This is a genomic window from Bradyrhizobium sp. 137, assembly GCF_023074095.1.
GTDB lineage: Bacteria > Pseudomonadota > Alphaproteobacteria > Rhizobiales > Xanthobacteraceae > Bradyrhizobium.
On record NZ_JADPKU010000042.1, the window covers coordinates 164,611 to 183,453 of the forward strand.

The 18,843-nt window shown below is 64.5% G+C and carries 18 protein-coding genes; 8 read left to right on the forward strand and 10 right to left on the reverse strand.

The window, feature by feature from the left end:
• The first annotated feature begins 9 nt into the window (after positions 1 to 9).
• Complete coding sequence (locus IVA78_RS08610; RefSeq protein ID WP_247277089.1) at positions 10 to 1,188, forward strand: saccharopine dehydrogenase NADP-binding domain-containing protein; 1,179 nt, start codon at positions 10 to 12, stop codon at positions 1,186 to 1,188.
• 179 nt (positions 1,189 to 1,367) lie between these two features.
• Here IVA78_RS08610 and IVA78_RS08615 read toward each other — a convergent pair whose 3' ends face one another.
• Positions 1,368 to 2,564: an FAD-dependent monooxygenase gene (locus IVA78_RS08615; protein ID WP_247277090.1), complete on the reverse strand. Its 1,197-nt coding sequence runs from the start codon at positions 2,562 to 2,564 to the stop codon at positions 1,368 to 1,370.
• Between the two features lie 148 nt (positions 2,565 to 2,712).
• Between IVA78_RS08615 and IVA78_RS08620 the strand changes: the two genes are divergently transcribed.
• Positions 2,713 to 3,189 (forward strand): MarR family transcriptional regulator, encoded by a 477-nt coding sequence (locus IVA78_RS08620; protein ID WP_247277188.1) that lies wholly within the window; start codon positions 2,713 to 2,715, stop codon positions 3,187 to 3,189.
• Here the strand turns inward: IVA78_RS08620 and IVA78_RS08625 are convergent.
• The 3 genes from IVA78_RS08625 to IVA78_RS08635 all read right to left on the reverse strand — a co-directional run bounded on the left by IVA78_RS08625 (position 3,158) and on the right by IVA78_RS08635 (position 7,372).
• Positions 3,158 to 4,414, reverse strand: coding sequence for an O-antigen ligase family protein (locus IVA78_RS08625; protein ID WP_247465001.1), 1,257 nt, complete (start codon positions 4,412 to 4,414; stop codon positions 3,158 to 3,160). The two genes, IVA78_RS08620 and IVA78_RS08625, sit on opposite strands and share 32 nt — an antisense overlap.
• Before the next feature lie 161 nt (positions 4,415 to 4,575).
• On the reverse strand, positions 4,576 to 6,126 hold the full coding sequence (locus IVA78_RS08630; RefSeq protein ID WP_247420701.1) for an undecaprenyl-phosphate glucose phosphotransferase: 1,551 nt from the start codon (positions 6,124 to 6,126) through the stop codon (positions 4,576 to 4,578).
• A gap of 112 nt (positions 6,127 to 6,238) precedes the next feature.
• Positions 6,239 to 7,372 carry a glycosyltransferase family 4 protein gene (locus IVA78_RS08635; protein ID WP_247465004.1) on the reverse strand — a complete coding sequence of 378 codons (1,134 nt, stop codon included), beginning with the start codon at positions 7,370 to 7,372 and terminating at the stop codon, positions 6,239 to 6,241.
• A 201-nt stretch (positions 7,373 to 7,573) separates the two neighbouring features.
• Between IVA78_RS08635 and IVA78_RS08640 the strand changes: the two genes are divergently transcribed.
• The gene (locus tag IVA78_RS08640; RefSeq protein WP_247277094.1) at positions 7,574 to 9,820 is read left to right on the forward strand and encodes an exopolysaccharide transport family protein; all 2,247 of its coding nucleotides are present in this window, start codon (positions 7,574 to 7,576) and stop codon (positions 9,818 to 9,820) included.
• Positions 9,821 to 9,924: 104 nt separating this feature from the next.
• On the opposite strand, the gene IVA78_RS08645 is transcribed toward IVA78_RS08640, so the two are convergent.
• A complete protein-coding gene (locus IVA78_RS08645; RefSeq protein WP_247277095.1) occupies positions 9,925 to 11,106 on the reverse strand; it encodes a GNAT family N-acetyltransferase in 1,182 nt (393 codons plus the stop codon).
• Positions 11,107 to 11,233: 127 nt separating this feature from the next.
• Here IVA78_RS08645 and IVA78_RS08650 point away from each other — a divergent pair, with 127 nt between their 5' ends.
• Positions 11,234 to 12,277, forward strand: a complete 1,044-nt coding sequence (locus IVA78_RS08650) for a polysaccharide deacetylase family protein (protein WP_247277096.1) — start codon at positions 11,234 to 11,236, stop codon at positions 12,275 to 12,277.
• Here IVA78_RS08650 and IVA78_RS08655 read toward each other — a convergent pair.
• Positions 12,274 to 12,504 (reverse strand): DUF2842 domain-containing protein, encoded by a 231-nt coding sequence (locus IVA78_RS08655; RefSeq protein WP_247277097.1) that lies wholly within the window; start codon positions 12,502 to 12,504, stop codon positions 12,274 to 12,276. The genes IVA78_RS08650 and IVA78_RS08655 overlap by 4 nt on opposite strands.
• A 108-nt stretch (positions 12,505 to 12,612) precedes the next feature.
• On the opposite strand from IVA78_RS08655, the gene IVA78_RS08660 reads away from it, so the two are divergent.
• Entirely contained in the window at positions 12,613 to 13,695 is a 1,083-nt protein-coding gene (locus tag IVA78_RS08660; RefSeq protein ID WP_247277098.1) for a COX15/CtaA family protein, read from the forward strand.
• On the opposite strand, the gene IVA78_RS08665 is transcribed toward IVA78_RS08660, so the two are convergent.
• From IVA78_RS08665 to IVA78_RS08680, 4 genes are all read right to left on the reverse strand, one after another.
• A complete protein-coding gene (locus IVA78_RS08665) occupies positions 13,696 to 14,040 on the reverse strand; it encodes a hypothetical protein (protein ID WP_247277099.1) in 345 nt (114 codons plus the stop codon).
• Positions 14,041 to 14,195: 155 nt separating this feature from the next.
• Entirely contained in the window at positions 14,196 to 15,476 is a 1,281-nt protein-coding gene (locus IVA78_RS08670; protein WP_247277100.1) for an O-acetylhomoserine aminocarboxypropyltransferase, read from the reverse strand.
• Positions 15,477 to 15,613: 137 nt separating this feature from the next.
• Positions 15,614 to 16,198, reverse strand: coding sequence for a CoA-binding protein (locus IVA78_RS08675; protein ID WP_247277101.1), 585 nt, complete (start codon positions 16,196 to 16,198; stop codon positions 15,614 to 15,616).
• Between the two features lie 19 nt (positions 16,199 to 16,217).
• Positions 16,218 to 17,042: an enoyl-CoA hydratase gene (locus IVA78_RS08680; RefSeq protein ID WP_247277102.1), complete on the reverse strand. Its 825-nt coding sequence runs from the start codon at positions 17,040 to 17,042 to the stop codon at positions 16,218 to 16,220.
• 86 nt (positions 17,043 to 17,128) lie between these two features.
• Between IVA78_RS08680 and IVA78_RS08685 the strand changes: the two genes are divergently transcribed.
• The 3 genes from IVA78_RS08685 (at position 17,129) to rpsI (ending at position 18,658) form a co-directional block, all read left to right on the forward strand.
• Positions 17,129 to 17,557: a PaaI family thioesterase gene (locus tag IVA78_RS08685; RefSeq protein WP_247465007.1), complete on the forward strand. Its 429-nt coding sequence runs from the start codon at positions 17,129 to 17,131 to the stop codon at positions 17,555 to 17,557.
• A gap of 155 nt (positions 17,558 to 17,712) precedes the next feature.
• Positions 17,713 to 18,177, forward strand: a complete 465-nt coding sequence (rplM, locus tag IVA78_RS08690) for a 50S ribosomal protein L13 (RefSeq protein ID WP_011087726.1) — start codon at positions 17,713 to 17,715, stop codon at positions 18,175 to 18,177.
• A gap of 1 nt (position 18,178) precedes the next feature.
• On the forward strand, positions 18,179 to 18,658 hold the full coding sequence (gene rpsI, locus IVA78_RS08695; RefSeq protein WP_247277104.1) for a 30S ribosomal protein S9: 480 nt from the start codon (positions 18,179 to 18,181) through the stop codon (positions 18,656 to 18,658).
• The last annotated feature ends 185 nt before the right edge of the window (positions 18,659 to 18,843 follow it).

Sequence of the window (18,843 nt, forward strand, 5' to 3'; positions counted from 1 at the left end):
AGGCCGATTATGAGCTCTGCGAAATTCGACATCGTCGTCTACGGCGCGACCGGTTTCACCGGCCAACTCGTCGCCGAATATCTGTCGGCGCATTACAAGGACGGCAAGGCGCTGACATGGGCGCTGGCCGGCCGCAGCCTCGACAAGCTGAGATCGGTGCGCGAAGCGATCGGCGCACACGCCGAGACGCCATTGATCGTGGCCGACGCGTCGGATGCGGCTTCGCTGAAGGCGATGGTGGCGCAGACCAGATCGGTGATCACGACGGTCGGACCGTATCAGTTCTACGGCGAGGAACTGCTCGCGGCCTGCGTCGCTGCGGGCGTGGATTATTTCGATCTCTGCGGCGAGCCGGTCTGGATGCGGAAGATGATCGACAAATACGAGGCCGCGGCCAAGGCAAGCGGCGCGCGCATCGTGTTTTCCTGCGGCTATGATTCCGTGCCGTTCGAGCTTGGCACTTTCTTCGTGCAGGAAGAGGCCAAGCGCGTGTTCGGCGCGCCGGCGCCGCGCGTCAAGGGCCGCGTGCGCGACATGCGTGGTACGCTGTCAGGCGGCACCGCGGCGAGTGCAAAAGCGACCTTCGATGCGGTTGCCAAGGACCTCAGCCTTGTCGCGATCCTGAACGATCCGTTTGCGTTGACGCCCGGCTTCACCGGCCCGAAGCAGCCGAAGGGCAACAAGCCCTTCGTCGAGGAGGACCTGCAATCCTGGGCGGCCCCGTTCGCGATGGCGCTGATCAACACGCGCAACGTTCACCGCTCCAACATGCTGATGGGCTTTCCCTACGGCAAGGATTTCGTCTACGACGAGATGGTGCTGACCGGTCCGGGCGAGATGGGCGAGGCCAACGCGAAGCGCGTGATGGCGGCAAACGCCGGCAAGACCGGCCCCGGCGCACCGAAGCCGGGCGAGGGACCTTCGAAGGAAGAGCGCGAGAACGGCCTCTTCGATCTGCTGTATGTTGCGATCGCGCCCGACGGCCGCCAGGTGCGCGCCGGCGTCACCGGTGACCGCGATCCCGGCTACGGCTCGACCTCGAGGATGATCTCCGAATGCGCGATCTGCCTGCTGCGCGATGCGGCTGACGTTCCGGCCGGCTTCTGGACACCGGGTGCAGCGATGCAGCACAAGCTGATCAAGCGGCTGCGTGACAATGCGGGGCTGACGTTCGAGGTGGAGACGTAGCTCCTCGCCTCTCGTCGCAAGCTGCGGGGCAATCGCATATGGCGCTTTGCGCGCCCTGAGCGCGCGCCTCGTCCTTCGAGACGCCCGCTTCGCGGTCTCCTCAGGATGAGGCTAAGCAGCATCGGTGCTCGTTGAAATGAGTGCCGCGTACCCGGTCGTCATCCTGAGGGCCCGCCAAATCACACCGCCCGCGCGTCGTAGGCGTACATGAAATCCATGCCCTTGGCGCCGAGTGGCAGGAGCCACTTCAGCATCTGATTGCGAACCCACGCACCGGTGGCGCTAAACTCGCGCTTGCTGTTGCCATTGCGGCGCGCCATGGCGACGATCTTTTCGGTGCGCGGGCGGCGCGCGGCCTCGAAGGTCTGGAACGTGGCGCTGAGCTCCTGCCCCTCCTGCATCAGCCGCGCGAGCCGCATCGCATCCTCCAGCGCCAGCGAAGCGCCTTGGCCGGCATGGGGGCTGGTCGCATGCGCCGCATCGCCGATTAGCAGCGAGCGCTTGCGCGACCAGGTCGGCAAGGTCGCGACGTCGAGCGTGTCGGTGACGACGATGTTCTCGGCCGCTTCGATGATGTCGGAAATCGGATCGTGCCAGCCGCGATGAAAGCCGCGCAGATGCTGCTTCATCGTCGCGTGGTCGAGCGCGCGAAACATCACCGCGTCCATGCCGTGCGCCGGCTGCGTGCTCCACCACATCACGCCGTCGTCCGGTTCGGGGCTGCAATAGCCGTAGCCGAAGAAGCCACTCTGTCCGAACGTCGTCTCGACGTGGCGGCCGATCGGCCTGCCGTCGAGCACCGCGTGCGGCACGAAGCCGCCGAAGCCGATCAGTCCGGTGTTGAACGGCTGCGGCCCATCCGGCACCACCTGGCGGCGCGCCACCGAGTGAACGCCGTCGGCGCCTATCAGGAAGTCGCCCTCGGCCGTGGTGCCGTCGGCGAAGTAGGCGATGATCGGCTGGTCGCCGCGGTCCTCGATCTTGATCAGGCGCTTCTCGAAGTAGAGTGAGACGCAGGCACACCAGGCCTTGTCGATCAGGATTTCGTTCAGCGTGGCGCGGGAGATGTTGACGGCCGGCTGGCCGAAGCGCCGCTCCATGTCGCGGTTGATCGAGCCGAGCCGCTCGCCGTCCTGCGAATAGAAGTCGAAGGCCTCCGCGACCGAGCCGCGGCTGATCAACTCTTTCGCAAGGCCGATCTCGTCCATGACATGCATGCCGTTCGGTGCGATCTGAAGGCCGCCGCCAATGCCCTTCGAATAGGGCCAGGCCTCATAGATCGCCGACTCGATGCCGGCCCGGCGAAGCAGGATCGCAGCGACGGGCCCGGCGATGCCGGCGCCGATGATCAGGGCCTTGCGGGGACGATAGGACATGGCTTGCTCCCGACGTTTCCGCGGTGCTAGGAGAAATTACGGCTAGCTAAATCTCTTAGTAGCTAAGATGTATACCGACTAAGTGATGAGGCGGATCTTGTCAAGGACGAAGGCGCGCGATGCGCTGTTGCAGGAGCTCGAGGAGGCGATGCGCAGGTCGTCCGCGCAGGGCGTGCTCTACGGCCAGACCGTTGCGAACGTTGCCGGAATTGCCAATTCCGACCTTGAATGCATGGACATCCTGTATCTCGAAGGCCGTGTCACTGCGGGCCGGCTGGCCGAGGTCACGGGGCTCACGACCGGCGCCATCACCGGCGTGGTCGACCGGCTCGAAAAGGCTGGCTTGGTGCGCCGTGAACGCGACGAGACCGATCGCCGGAAGGTTTTCATCGCGGTCGTGCCGGACGCGGCGATGAAGATCGGTCAGTTCTACGTACCGATGCAGCAGGCGATGGAGAAGGTGTTCGGCGGCTATTCAGACGAGGAACTGCGTCTGCTGCTGCGCTTCGCCAATGAGGGCTACAAGGCCGTGCTCGCAGCCACGGAGGCGCTCAAGGGCCTGCTCGAGACCCCGCCGGAGAAGCGTCCCGCTCTCAAGCTGAAGAAGCTTCGTCGTCAGCCTTGATTTTGTAGACCTGTGCGGCCGCGATCATGCCCCACATCGCGCCCAGCATCATCCAGAAGTGCCGCCAGTGGTCGGTGTCGATCACAAAATTTTCGCCGATAGTGCCGATGAAGGCAGAGAACATCGCGAGATAGGCGCGCTGCCAGGGCACGCGGACGAAGATGTGGCGGAAGCCCATGATGACGGTGGTGAAGACCAGCGCGGGATAGCACACGCCGGAGAGCCAGCCGCCGGACATGAAGGCGTTGAGATAGGAGTTGTGGGTGTCCTCGGGGAAGAAGCGGTGGAATTGCAGGGGGCCGATGCCGAACGGCAGGTCGAGCGCCATCTCGGCGCCGAGAATGTGGCGGCCGAACCGGCCGAAGCGGCCCTCGTCATAGCTCTGGTCGAAGCTCGCGCGCTGCTTGAACATCTCGGCAATCGAGTCGAATGACAGCAGCACCGCGATCAAGGCCAGTCCCAGCACCGCGGCGACGATCGCCATGACGATGATGCGGGAGCGCTGCGCGTTGGTGCGGCTGGTCAACACCATCAGCGCCAGCATGAAGGCGGAGGTCAACACCAAGCCGCCCCAGGCGGCGCGGGAGAAGGCGAGCAGGATCGCCAGCGACATGAGGCCGAAGCCGATGACATTGCGGAACGCCTTGCCGAGCTTGTCCGAAACCACGCTCTGGAGCGAGAACAGCGCCGGCAGGATGAGGAAGGCGCCGAGCACGTTCGGATCCTTGAACGTGCCGCGCGCGCGTCCGTAGAGCGTGAGGAGATCGTCTCCGCCGGGGATCAGGTGGAAGTAACCGGCGACCGCCAATAACGAGGCCACCATGGCGCCGACCACGAGCCCGCGGCGAAGCATGTCGAGCCGGGCCGCCGTATCCTCCGAGGTGACCATCGCGAAGAACACCACGGTCACCGCCATATACCAGGAGGTCGCGATCCAGCTCGCCACCTCGGACTGATCGAGCAGCGGGATCGCGCTGATGGTGTAGCCGACATTGAGCAGGACCAATATCAGCACCAGCGGCATCAGCGCGAGCTTCAGCCGCAGACCGGTGGCAAAGAAGGTGACAGTCGCGAGCAGCGTCGCGATCTCGTAGGGACTCGGCTCGATGAACACGATCGCGCCCGACGCGCCGACCAGCCATACCAGCGCGCGCTGGAGGGCCAGCACGCCGGGTGCAGCCCGTACGGCTACGTTCACTTCACCGGCTGTCGCCGCATACGCCATCGCACGCTCATACGCTTACGCTACTGGTACGCCACAATACCGCTGTCATCGCCCGGCTTGACCGGGCGATCCAGTACTCCGCGGCGCCTATTGCGGACAACGGTTGGCGCTGCGGAGTACTGGATGCCCCGCCTTCGCGGGGCATGACAGATAAACTCAATTCAATACGCGTTCTCGTTCTTGGTTAGCAGCGAGATCGGCGTCTTCAGGAGAATGTAGAGATCGAACAGCACCGACCAGTTCTCGATGTAATAGAGGTCGAACTCGACGCGTTTCTGGATCTTCTCTTCATTGTCGATTTCGCCGCGCCAGCCGTTGATCTGCGCCCAGCCGGTGATGCCGGGCTTGACGCGGTGGCGCGCGAAGTAGCCGTCGACGGCTTCGTCGAACAGGCGGCTCTGGAGCTTGCCCTGCACCGCATGCGGACGCGGGCCGACCAGCGAGAGGTTGCCCGAGAAGACCACGTTGAAGAGCTGCGGCAACTCGTCGAGGCTGCTCTTGCGGATGAAGCGGCCGACGCGGGTGACACGTGGATCGTTCTTGGTCACGACCTTCGAGGCGGTCGGATCGGCCTGATGGTGGTACATCGAGCGGAATTTGTAGACGTCGATCCGCTCGTTGTTGAAGCCGAAGCGTTTCTGGCGGAACAGCACCGGGCCGGGGCTGTCGAGCTTCACGGCCAACGCCACCAGTCCCATAACCGGCAGCGCGGCGAGCAGCGCGAGACTGCCGACGATGCGGTCGAACAGCCATTTCATCACCAGATCCCAGTCGGTGATCGGCGCCTCGAACACGTCCAGCGTCGGCACTTCGCCGAGATAGGAATAGGAGCGGGGCCGGAAGCGCAGCTTGTTGGTGTGCGCGGAGAGGCGAATGTCGACCGGCAGCACCCAGAGCTTCTTCAGCATCTCCAGGATGCGGGTCTCCGCCGAGATCGGCAGCGCGAACAGCACGAGGTCGACACGAGTGCGGCGAGCGAATTCGACGATATCGTCGACCTTGCCGAGCTTGCGCGCGCCGGCGCAGGTGTCGAGCGCGCGGCTGTCGTTGCGATCGTCGAACACGCCGAGAACGTGGATGTCGGAATCCTCCTGCGCCTTCAGCGCCTGGACCAGTTGCTCACCGTTGCTGTCGGAGCCGACGATGATGGTGCGGCGGTCGAGCCGGCCCTCGCGCGCCCAGCCGCGCACCAGCGAGCGCAGGACGAGACGCTCGGCCATCAGCGCAGCGAGCCCGAGGAAGTAGAAGGCGGCAAGCCACAGCCGCGACACTTCGCTGCCGAATTTGGCGAAGAACGAGATGCCGATGAAGAGCAGGAAGACGAACGACCAGGACGAGATCATCCGCGTCATCTGCCGAAGCTGCCCGCGGAACAACTGCACCTGGTAGATGTCGGCGGCCTGGAAACAGACCACAGCGGCGACCGCCACCGCGATAATCTCCGCAGGATAGACCCAGTTGAACCCACCGGCGAGCGGCATGACATAGCCGGCGTAGAGCGCAATGCCGACGAGGCTGAGCAACGCGAAATCAGCCAGGCGGACGAAGCCGGCGATCACGATGGGCGAATAGGCGCGGGCGACCTTCTGATTGACGACCTCGAGCGCTGCGGGCGAGAGCCGGCGGCGGCGCTCCACAAAGGGTTGGTCAGCAGGCTTCGCCGCGGCGCTGGTCGCGGCATCGAGCATCGAGCGTGCGTTGAGCGGTTCCACGAGCGTCCACGTCCATTCCAAAGCCCGCGGCACGGTTTTGCGCGCCCGGGCATCCCCCGCACTTCGATTATCGAACAAATCGGAAGATTTTCTAAAGCGGGCTTAAGAATGGTTAATGATTGGCAAATGCGTCGCGATAAGCGGCGAGCACGCCGTCGACCATCGCCTGCTGCGAAAAATGCGCCGAGATGCGCGCGCGCAGGGCGGTTGCGCGCTGGGCCGTCCCTTGCGGATCGTCGAGCGAGGCCGCGATCGCCTCGGCCATGGCCTCGGAATTGCTCGGCGCGAACAGGGCGGGGCTCTCCGGCCCGAAGATCTCGGGAATGCCGCCGATGCGGGCCGCGATCATGGGAATGCTGGCAGCACCAGCCTCGATCACGACATAGGGCATGGAATCGCCACGCGAGGGGACGACCAGCAGCCGGCCCTTGGAGAAGCCGTACCGCGCCTTGACGTGCCCGATGAAACGGATCGCGCTGGAGAGGCCGAGCCTCTCGACCTGAGCCTTCAGCGCCGCGGTTTCCTCGCCGTCGCCGCCGAGCGTCAGCGTGACCTTCTTGCCGTTCTCGTGCAGGCGCGCGACGGCATCGACCAGCAGATCCGCGCCCTTGATGTGCCTGAACTCGCCGACATAGGCGAGGTCGGTGGCATCCTCGGCAGTCGCGACGGGCTCGAACTCCTCCGCCGTGACGCCGTTGAAGACGCAATGCACCACGCCCTTGGGCGTGCCGACGATGCGTTGATAGGTGTCGCGGGCAAATGCGCTCTCGAACAGGAACAGGTCGGTCGCGTCCATCAGCGTGCGCTCGAGCCGCGCGTAGAACTCGCCCTTGAATGTGTTGAGGGGATAATGCAGCGAGCCGCCATGCGGGGTGTAGATGCGGATGGTGTCGTCGGAGCGCCGCCGCATTCGGATGAAGGCGCCGGCCTTGGCGCCATGGCCGTGCATGACGTCGGGCCTGAGCGTCGCGATCAGGCGTCGCATGCGAAGCCACACCAGGACGTCGTCAGGTGACGGTTCGCGGCGGATCGCGAGCCGGTGCACGCCGAGCTTCAGTCGCGGCGCGAGTCCGGCAAGCGCCTTGTCGGCACGCTCGCCGCCGGTGAGGCTGTCGGCGAGGATGCCGACATGATGGCCGCGGTCGACCTGGCCATTGGCGACGTCGAGGATGTGGCGGAAGATGCCGCCAACTGGTGCGCGCACGGCGTGCAGGATGCGAAGCGGCCGGTCGGGAGAAGGGGGCATGATCAAAACCAGCGCTCGACGGCAACTGCCGAACAATTTCGCGAAATAATCGAGACGGATTAAGGGCCCTCGTGGTTAACAAACGGTGACGGGCGCGCATGCGTCAGTCGCTGGACGCAGCGATTAACCCAGCGGCAACCTTAATGGAGTGTAGTCGCCCTGGTGGGGTAGCTTGTGGCGTTGCCCCTGCGGGAGTGTTCGATGCGTTTAGCGTTCTGGCGTGCCGGCAAGGACAAGGCGGTGATCGAGCGGGCTGTCTCAAAGTCCAAACCCGAAGCCGCGCCCAAGGTCCAAGCGAAGCCTGCGCCGGTCGTCGCGAAGCAGGCGCAAGTCGAATCCGGCGACATCGACCTGCACGGGCTCGGCGCGGCATTGGCGCGCAAGCGCGGCTGGATCATCGTGCCGACTGTGCTGGTGCTCGTTGCATCGGTTGTTGCCATCAATCTCGTCACACCGCGCTACAAGTCTGAATCGCGGATCCTGATCGATGGCCGCGAGAACGTGTTCCTGCGCCCGAATAGCGATCGCACCGAAGAGCGGCAGGCGCTCGACGCCGAGGCCGTCACCAGCCAGGTGCAGCTCGTGCTGTCGCGCGATCTCGCGCGCGAGATCATCAAGAAGAACAAGCTCGCGGAGCGGCCCGAATTCGATCCGGTGCTGCAAGGCATCTCGCCGCTGAAGTCGCTGGCAGCGCTGGTCGGCATCGCCCGCGATCCGTTCTCGATGACACCGGAAGAGCGCGTGCTGGATGCCTATTACGAGCGCCTCCAGGCTTACGCCGTCGACAAGTCGCGCGTGATCGTGGTCGAATTCCAGTCCGCCGATCCCGAGCTCGCCGCGCGCGTCGCCAACTCTATCGCCGACGTTTATCTCGTGCTCCAGCAGGGTGTACGCCAGGAGCAGGCCAAGAACGCCAGCCAGTGGCTGGCGGGCGAGATCGAGAATTTGCGCAAGAAGGTGTCCGAGGCGGAGGGGCGGGTCGAGGACTTCCGCTCCAAGTCGAGCCTGTTCGTCGGCACCAACAACACCACGCTGTCGAACCAGCAGATGGGCGAGATCAATACCCAGCTCAACAACGCGCGCTCGATCAAGGCCGACGCAGAATCCAAAGCGCGGCTGATCCGCGAAATGCTCCAGAGCGGAAAGCCGATCGAGGCATCGGAGGTGGTGAACTCCGAATTGATGCGGCGGCTCTCGGAGCAGCGGGTGACGCTGCGTGCGCAGCTCGCCGAGCAGTCATCCACGCTGCTCGGCAATCATCCCCGGATCAAGGAGTTGAAGGCGCAGCTTGGCGACCTCGACAATCAGATCCGCGACGAAGCGGCGAAGATTTCGCGTTCGCTCGAAAGCGACGCTCGAATCGCCAGCGGCCGGGTCGACGGTCTGACGGCGAGCCTCGAGCAGCTCAAGAAGCAGGCGGCATCCACCAACGGCCAGGACGTGCAGCTCCGCGCGCTCGAGCGCGAGGCCAAGGCGCAGCGCGACCTGCTGGAAACCTATCTCGCCAAATATCGCGAGGCCAACACCCGCGAGACCATCGATACCGCCCCGACGGACGGCCGCATCATTTCGCGCGCCATCGTCTCGAATACCCCGGCCTACCCTAAGAAGCTGCCGATCGTGCTGATCGCGACGATTGCGACGCTGCTGCTGTCGTCCGGCGTCGTCGTCACCGGCGAGCTGCTGCGCCAGACTGCGCCGCGGGCTGTGGCTGCGGTCCTACCGTCACGGGCGACGGTGCGCCAAGAACCGGCAGCGGAGCCGGTGGTCGAGCCGAGGGTCGATCCCGTCGTCGGCGAGCCCGGGCCGCTTCAGCCGGCGATGGCCGCTGAGGCCGAGATGACCGAATTCGCCGAGATCGAGCAATTGGCCGAGAGCCTGCGCGCCGCGGGCGCGGCGGCGAAGAAGATTACGGTGCTCGGCACCGCGGCCGGCGACTCGATTACGCTCTCAGCGCTGACGCTCGCCCGGCATCTCGCGCGTGACGCACGCGTCGTCGTGGTCGATCTCGCCGCGTCCTCGCCGACCATTGCCGCGGTGGCCGTCGATGCCTCCGCGCCCGGCCTTGCCGAGCTGATGCAGGGCGAAGCGTCTTTCGCGCAGGTTATCACCCGGGACAAGCTGTCGCGGCTGCATCTGGTCATGGCCGGCCGCCCCGGCTTCGATCGCAGCCTGCTGCAATCACCGCGGGTGACGCTCGCGATCGATGCGCTGCTCCGGGCCTACGACCACGTGCTGCTGGATGCCGGCGGTGCCTCCGACCTGCCGGCCGAGTTGCTGACGGCCGATGCCCGCGCCGTCGTGGTACCGGATGCATCGATGGCACAGGATGCGCGCACGCTGATGTGCGAGCAGCTGAGGGCCGTCGGCTTTAGCGACGTGACGATGCTGAGCAGGCCGGTGCAGCCGTCCAATGCGATGGACGCGCCGCGCGTGGTGGCGGCGTAGGCGAGGGCGCTGCCCCCGGTAATCTACCGATCAGTGCTGCTCTTACCTCCCCCTCCAGGGGAGGGAAGAGGCAGCCCGCAAATGGAGAGACGAGGGCGCCGACCTTACCCGAACGCCTGACGCAGACTGCGCGCCAGGTCGAGCAGCATCTGGTTCTGCTTCACCAGCCGCTTGCCACGGTTCAGCGAGGACATTGCCACCGCCGCGAGCCTTCCGCGCGAGGTCAACGGGACAAAGCTGTCAAAAATGTCTTCGTCGTCCTTGCAGAACATCCGCTTGTAGTCGTCCGAGCCGATGCCGAGGTCGAGCGAGCGGTACCCGCGCTCGGCGCAGCGGTCGATGATGTAGCGCATCAGGATCAGACCGGGACTGTAGCGGGCATTCTCGGACATCGTGTAGGTGTTGAACATCATCGAGAGGCGCTGGCCGTCGGCGACGCCGGCAAAGATCGCGATCACTTCCTCGTCGCATTCGAGCGCGTGGACGTCGATCACGCGTCCTTCTCCTCGCCGGGCAAGGCAGGCGCTGCGGATGAATTGTTCGACGCCCGGTTCGGCGAAGACGTTCGGCAGCTTCTGCTCCGCCATCCGCGCCGGCTTGACGCGGAAGAACCAGTCGAGCAGGCGCACGATGTCCGCATCCGTGGTCGCAAGGTGGTAGCGGTAGCCCGCGAGGGCCTGGAGCTTCTTCTCCTTGCTCTTGAGGCGACGACGGAAGGAATTGCTGATCCGCGATGCGGGCGGACCGCCCGGCTCCATCGCCAGCAACGGGCAGCCGTTGACCGAGCTCTGCCGCGGCAGCAGCGCAAACGGGTTCTGCTGATCGTGCCAGCGCTTAGGCTGCTGCGTCAGCGAGAGGACGTCGACATGCTCGCGCAGCGGCGCAAACAGCGCATCGAGATCGGCGAGGACGGCCTGTGCCGCGAATTCGACGTTCCACAGGCCCATGTTGAAGGTGGTATGCTTGCCGCCCATGAAGCAGGCCGTGCGCACGCCGTGGGCTTGGCGCAGCGACAGCGGCAGCAGCACGAGCGGCCGGTACTCGACGTCGCGGGCGATCACGACGAACGGGCGCGCGCCCTCGCGTTTGCCGACCAACTGCTGCCAGGGACCGAGCAGGTCAAACCGCTGATACGGCGTGAAGAGGTGGCCGCTCTCCTCGAAGGCGCGCCAGACCGCCTCGGCCTCGTCGAGATCAGCGACGATATCGACCTGGCCGATGCGGCCCGCTTTCGACCGCGCTGGCGCTTCTGCCGTCCGGCTTTGCATCGCCGCAGCCATGGTCATTCGCGAAACCTGTCGAGAAATCGAAAATATACGTATTTCGGCCGGTGGCCGACCTTTGCAAACAAATGTCAACAAAGGGTAATGACGATAGGAAAGGGAACAGGGGGGCTGCGCGAAGGTGGGGACCTTGGCATCCGACGACAGATGGCTGGAGCGTCTTCGGCTTGAGCTGGCCTGGTTCAGCGGCCAGGCTGCGTTGCGCAGCCGTGGTGCCGGCGCCATCCTGCGCTTTGCGCATGTGCGGCCGCGGCGGCGCGGCGGCTTTCAGCCGCTGGGGGCGCACGAGATCACGCCGCAGTTCCTCGACCGCGCCATTCGCGCGCTGAAGCAGTGGAAGTACGATTTCCTTGGCATGGACGAGGTCTGCCGCCGCGCGGTGACGCTGCCGGAGAAGCGGCGCTTCGTGGCGCTGACCTTCGATGGCGCCAACAAGGATTTCATCAACTTCGCCTATCCGGTGCTGGCGCGGCACGCTGTGCCTTGCACGATCTATGTCCCTACCGCCTTTCCCGACGGCGTCGGCGAAGCCTGGTGGTTCGGGCTCGAACGGATGATCGCGCGCGAGAGCCGCATCAGCCTGATGATGGGCGAGAAGGAGCAGCGCTTCACCGTCACCGACAATGCCGAGAAGCAGGCGCTGTTTTCGTATCTCGAGAGCTGGTTGCGTTCGCTACCGCCGGCGGATCTGTCGGCGGCGATCGCCGATCTTTGCGCGCGCTACCGGATAGACCTCGCCGCGATCTCGCGCGAGGCGTCGATGGGTTGGGAAGATCTGACGAAGCTCGCCGCCGATCCGCTCGTCACGATCGGCAGCGCGACCGTCAACTATCCTGTTCTCGCTAACATGAAGGATGCGGCCGCGCTCCGCGAGATGACCATGGGCAAGGCGGTCGCGGAAGCGGCTTTCCGCCGCGAGATCAGGCATTTCGCCTTTCCGTTCGGCGATCGCTCTTCGTTTGGGCGCAGCCACGTCGTGATGGCAGAGGAGGCCGGCTTTGCCAGCGCCGTGTCGACGATCCCGGGCATCGTGGATGCAGAGGGACGCACCAATCTGCGCGCGCTGCCGCGGATCTCGTGGGACGGCCGGGTGCGATCGCTGCGCATGATGCGCGTGCTGGTGTCCGGCGTTGCCTTTGCGCCGGTGAAGCCGACCGGCAGTGCCGCGAACTAGAAGGGCTGCGAACTGGACTTGGCGCGATCGGGACGCTGCATCCAGCTCACGATCGGCATCGCCGGTAGCACCCATCCCATGCCAACGACCACGTAGTAGATCGCCTGGCGCCAGCCGGACTCGGCGATCCACGGCATCTGCGCCAGCGCCATGCCGAGCAGGGCCCAGACCGTGGCCAGCATCAGGAGCAGGATGGCGCCGAGGAACTTGCGGGTGCGGATCGTCATGGCGGGAGCTTGCTGCGTTGGCGTAACTTGCGCTGCGGGAGCGGGGGACTATAAGGGGCGCGCAGTCCGGTTCAAGCCTCCTTGGTTCAAGTCCTGGTTTTTGCCCTAATGACGACGATTTCCGCCCCGTCCGAACCGCATCGCGCCGTGCGCGTGTGGCTGATCGCCGTGGCCGCGCTGATCGCGCTGATGGTGCTGGTCGGTGGCGCGACGCGGTTGACGGAATCCGGCCTCTCGATCGTCGAATGGAAGCCGGTAACGGGCAGCGTGCCGCCGCTCACCGAGGCGCAGTGGACCGAGGCGTTCGAGGCCTACAAGAAGATCCCGCAATATCGCGAGCTCAATGCAGGCATGAGCCTGTCCGAGTTCAAGGAGATCTTCTGGTGGGAGTGGAGCCACCGGTTGCTCGGCCGTTTCATTGGCATCGCCTATCTGCTGCCGTTCCTGTTCTTCCTATGGCGCGGCGGTCTGTCGGGTGAGCTGAAGCGGCGGCTATGGCTGCTGTTTGCGCTCGGCGGGCTTCAGGGCGCGGTCGGCTGGTGGATGGTGGCCTCGGGCCTGTCGGAACGCATCGAGGTGTCGCAATATCGGCTGGCGACGCATCTGGTGCTCGCGCTTCTGATCTTCGCCGGCATCGTCTGGACGGTGCGGCGGCTCAAGGAGCGGCCGCAGATCGCAGCACCTGCGCGCCTGCGGTTCACGAGCGCGCTGCTCCTCGTCGTGACTTTCGTGCAGATCTATTTCGGCGCGCTGGTCGCGGGCCTGCGCGCCGGACGCGCCTACAACACCTGGCCGCAGATCGACGGCGCGTTCATTCCTTCGGCAGAACGGCTGTGGTTCGAAACGCCGTGGTGGCGCAACCTGTTTGACAACGTGCTGACGGTGCAGTTCGAGCACCGTATGACCGCGTACGCGTTGTTCGTGCTGGCGGCGCTGCACGCGGTTGACGCCGTGCGTTCGCGCGCAGGTGCGGCGGCAAGCGGCGCGCTGTGGTTGTTGGCTGCGGTAAGCATGCAGGCGGTGCTCGGTATCCTGACGCTGCTCAACCAGGTTCCGATTGGACTGGCGCTTGCGCACCAGGCGGTCGCGATCGTCGTGTTGATACTCGCGGTGGTGCAGACGGAGCGACTGGCTTCGCGGCAGTCGATCGAGGCGCGGCCGCGCGGTGTTCCGCTCGGTCAGGCGAGCTGATCAGCAATAGCCATAGATGCCGCACGCGTAGGGCAGTCGCCAGAAATAGTCGACCTGCTTTCCGCCGTAATACGGGCCCTGATAATCGTAATCCCAGGGGCGACCGTAATAGCCCGGCAGCGTGTGCGAGCCGGGCAGCAGCGGCGTGCCGGGCAGGTTGCGGATGTAACTGCCGATGCCATAGGCCGGCGAGATCAGCGCGTCGGGATCGGTCTCGACATAGACTCTTGGCGCTTCCTGCGGCGGAACAGCTGCGCGCCGCTGCGGCGTGGCCGGCAGATCGGCAGCCAGCGCGGTTGAAACCGTCAGCATCGCCGCAAGGGCAGGCACCATCCAGCGCAGCATCGTCGGCTCCGAATCAAAGGAGGGATCCAGTGACGATGTATGCGGCAGATATGGTTAACGACTGTTAACTGACGTGAGCCATTCCGGGCGGGCGAAGCACCGAACCCGGAATCTCGGGTTCAGCGCTACGCGCCCCCTGGCATGACGCCAAAGCCTTACGCGCCCAGCGCCTGTTCCAGATCCGCAATCAGATCTTCCTTGTCCTCGATGCCGATCGAGAGCCGCACCACGTCGGGGCCGGCGCCGGACTTGATCTTGGCGGCATCGTCGAGCTGGCTGTGCGTGGTCGAAGCCGGGTGGATCACCAGCGAGCGGGTGTCGCCGACATTGGCCAGATGCGAAAACAGCTGCAATTTCGACACCAGGCTGACGCCGGCATCATAGCCGCCCTTAAGGCTGAAGGTGAACACGGCGCCCGCGCCCTTCGGTGCATATTTGCGCGCGAGCTGATTGTATTTGTCGCTCGGAAGGCCGGCATAACTGACTGAAGCCACCGCCGGGTGGCCGACGAGGAATTCGGCGACCGCCTTGGCATTGTCGCAGTGCTTCTGCATGCGCAGCGGCAGCGTCTCGATGCCGGTCAGGATCATGAAGGCGTTGAACGGCGACAGCGCCGGCCCAAGATCGCGCAAGCCCAGCACGCGGCAGGCGATCGCGAAGGCAAAATTGCCAAAGGTCTCCTGGAGGCGGATGCCGTGATATTCGGGCCGTGGCTCCGACAGCATCGGATATTTGCCGCCGGTGGACCAGTCGAAGGTGCCGGCATCGACGATGATACCGCCCAGCGAATTGCCATGGCCGCCCAGGAATTTCGTCAGCGAGTGCACGACGATGTCGGCGCCATGGTCGATCGGGCGGATCAGATAGGGCGAGGCCAGCGTGTTGTCGACGATCAGCGGCACGCCGGCTTTGCGCGCCACCGTCGAGATCGCTTCGATGTCGGTGATGCCGCCGGCGGGATTAGCGATCGACTCGATGAAGATCGCCTTCGTGCGCGGCGTCACCGCGCGCTCGAAGCTTGCGATGTCGTCGGGATCGGCCCACACCACGTTCCAGCCAAAGCTCTTGAACGCATGCGTGAACTGATTGATCGAGCCGCCATAGAGCTTTCGCGCCGCGATGAATTCGTCGCCGGGCTGGAGCAATTGCTGCAGCACCACGACTTGCGCAGCATGGCCCGAGGCCACCGCAAGCGCGGCCGTGCCGCCTTCGAGCGCCGCGACACGTTCTTCCAGCACCGCGTTGGTGGGATTGCCGATGCGGGTATAGATGTTACCGAACGCCTGCAAACCGAACAGCGAGGCGGCGTGGTCGGCATCGTTGAACACGAAAGACGTCGTTTGATAAATCGGAGTTGCGCGCGCACCGGTGGTGGGATCGGGCTGTGCACCGGCATGCACGGCGAGCGTGGAAAATCCTGGAAGGCGATCGCTCATTGAGGCGTCCTGTTCTCTTGATCTGAAATCGCGCGGCATGCTGATCGGCGCGGCATCCGCCGTCAAGCTGCTGCTTCACATCGGAACGATCGTGCTACGCATTGTCGCGATCGCGAAATGAATCCTTCGCGATCGCGTCAGCGCTGCTCGGTCTTGTTTTTGGCGGCGCGATCGGATGCCGCGGTGTCGCCACCGCCGACACTCATCCGATTGAGGGATAGCCGCATGCCTTGCGTCGGTGCCGGAGCGCGCTTGGAACTGAGCGTGCGTGAATTGACGCCCATCCAGGAGATCTCGGACGACAGGCGGCCGTATTCGATCTTGGGACAGCGGTTCATCACCACCTTGATGCCGACGGACTCTGCCTTCGCCGCCGCCGCGTCGTCGCGCGCGCCAAGCTGCATCCAGATCACCTTCGGCAGCGGATCGAGCGTGAGCGCCTCTTCGACGACAGGCATGATGTGGCTCGAGTTGCGAAAAATGTCGATCATGTCGACGGGACGGCCGATGTCTACGAGCGAGGCGACGAAGGGGTTTCCGAGCAGCTCCTTGCCGACATGGCCGGGATTGACCGGGATCATGTCATAGCCGCGCTGCGCCAGATATTTGAACGCAAAATAACTCGGCCGCACGTTGACGGGCGAGGCGCCGACCATTGCGATCGACTTCACGCTGTTGAGGATGCCGCGGATGTAATTGTCGGGGTAGGCGTCGTGGTTCATCTCTTATCTTTTCTTGTTATCATTCATCCCGCCACGTCGGCGTACGCTTCTCGATGAAGGCGCCAATGCCTTCCTCGGCGTCGCGCGCCATCATGTTCTCGGTCATCACCTCTGCCGCATAGCGATAGGCATCGGCAAGGCTCATCTCGGCTTGGCGATAGAACGCCTCCTTGCCGAGCTTGACGGTGTAGGCGGATTTCAGCGCGACCTGATTTGCGAGCGCAATCGCGGCCTCGCGCTCAGTGCCGGCGGGGACCACGCGATTGATAAGGCCGATCTCGCGGGCGCGCGCGGCCGGAATCGGCTCGCCCGTCAGCAGCATCTCCATCGCCTGCTTGCGCGGAACGTTGCGCGACAGCGCCACCATCGGCGTCGAGCAAAACAGTCCGATATCGACGCCGGGCGTGGCGAAGCTCGCAGCGTCCGAGGCGATCGCGAGATCGCAGCTTGCAACCAGCTGGCAGCCGGCCGCGGTGGCAACGCCCTGGACCGCGGCGACGACCGGTTTGGGCAGGCGCACGATCGCCTGCATCATGGCGCTGCAGGCGGTCATGATCTGCGCAAAATAGGCGCGGCCGTGATCAGGATCGACGCGGCGACCGCTCAGTTCCTTCAAATCGTGGCCCGCGCAGAATGCCGGTCCGTTGGCCGCGATGACGGCCCCGCGGATACGCTTGTCCTCGGCGATCGCATTCACGCTCGCGTGCAGATGCCCGATCATCGCCTCAGAGAGGCTGTTGCGGGCCTCGGGCCGGTTCAGCGTGAGGATGGCAATGCTGCCGACGATTTCGCGCAGCAGGATCGGCGGTTGCGGGGAAGGGGCGCGGGCGACCTGGGCGGACATCGAAGCGTTTCCGGTTAGATTATTGCATTTGGATGACGCAGATAACTTAATGTACCAGGGGACATGAAGCGAGGGTGGGGAACAGCATGGCGTTAGCAAAAATGAGCGTGGCAGAGCTCGAGCAGTTTCTGTGCGACGAGTTTCCCCAGGCCTTCAGCGGCGATGACGTTACGATCGAAAGCGCCGATGGCCAAACCTGCCTTTTGCGTCAGCGCTACAGCGAAAGGATGCTGCGGCCGGGCGGAACCGTGTCCGGCCCGACGCTGATGGCGCTGGCCGATTTCGCCATGTACGTGGTGCTGCTGTCGGCGATCGGGCCGATCGGGCTGGCGGTCACCACCAATCTCAACATCAACTTCCTGCGCAAGGGCCAGCCGGGGCAGGACGTGCTGGCGGAGGCGCGGCTGCTCAAGCTCGGCAAGCGCCTTGCGGTCGGCGAGGTAAATCTGCTGTCCGGAACCTCGCCCGACCCAATCGCGCATGTCACCTCCACCTATTCCATTCCAAATGTTTGAGGTTTTTGCAGGTATATTAGTACCATAATTTCAAACCATTGATATTGTTAGTGTAATTTCGCGCTTTGGGCATTGACCGCTGCGCCGCTCTTCTCTAGAAACCGCCCAGTCCGGTGCGGTGTTCGCGCCGATGTCTCCCTCACGGAAATTCTGACATGAAAACCTTTTCGGCAAAGCCGGCCGAGGTGACGAAGAAGTGGGTGCTGATCGACGCCAAGGGTCTGGTCGTCGGCCGTCTCGCCACCATTGTCGCCATGCGGCTCCGCGGCAAGCACCTCCCGACCTACACCCCGCACGTCGATTGCGGCGACAACGTCATCATCATCAACGCGCAGCATGCGGTCCTCACCGGCCGCAAGCGCGAGCAGAAGACCTACTACAAGCACACCGGCTACGTCGGCCACGTCAAGGAGCGCACAGCGCGCCAGATCCTCGAGGGCAAGCATCCTGAGCGTGTGCTCGAGAAGGCCGTCGAGCGCATGATCCCGCGTGGTCCGCTCGGCCGCGTGCAGATGGGCAATCTCCGCGTCTACGGCGGCGCCGATCATCCGCACGAGGCGCAGCAGCCCGAGAAGATCGACATCGCCAAGTTGAACCGCAAGAACACGAGGGCCGCATAACATGGCCGAATCCATCCAGTCGCTCGACCAGCTCTCGCAGCTCAAGACGGCGGCCGCGCCCGAGGCGCCCAAGCACGAGAAGAAGGTCGACAAGTTCAACCGCGCCTATGCTACCGGCAAGCGCAAGGACGCGGTCGCCCGCGTCTGGATCAAGCCGGGCGCCGGCAAGGTCATGGTCAACGCGCGTGAGGTCGAGGTCTATTTCGCCCGTCCCGTGCTGCGTATGATGATCCAGCAGCCGTTCGTCGCGGCAGCGCGCGCCGGCCAGTATGACGTGATCTGCACCGTCGCCGGCGGCGGCCTGTCCGGCCAGGCCGGCGCCGTCCGTCACGGCATCTCCAAGGCGCTCACCTATTTCGAGCCGGAGCTGCGCAGCGTACTCAAGAAGGGCGGCTTCCTCACCCGCGACTCCCGCGTGGTCGAGCGCAAGAAGTACGGCAAGGCCAAGGCCCGCCGGTCCTTCCAGTTCTCGAAGCGTTAATCATTTCGGCCGCATTCGCCGCGAAAGCGGCTTCAATGAGATGCAAAAGGGCGCTGATTTCAGCGCCCTTTTTGTTGTTCGTTTGTACGCAAATTGATGGCGTGTTTCCCGAAAACTTGGGTCCGCGCGAAAACCTGAATGGAACCCGCGGGACATAGCGTCGCATTCGGAAGGGCGCGCAAATC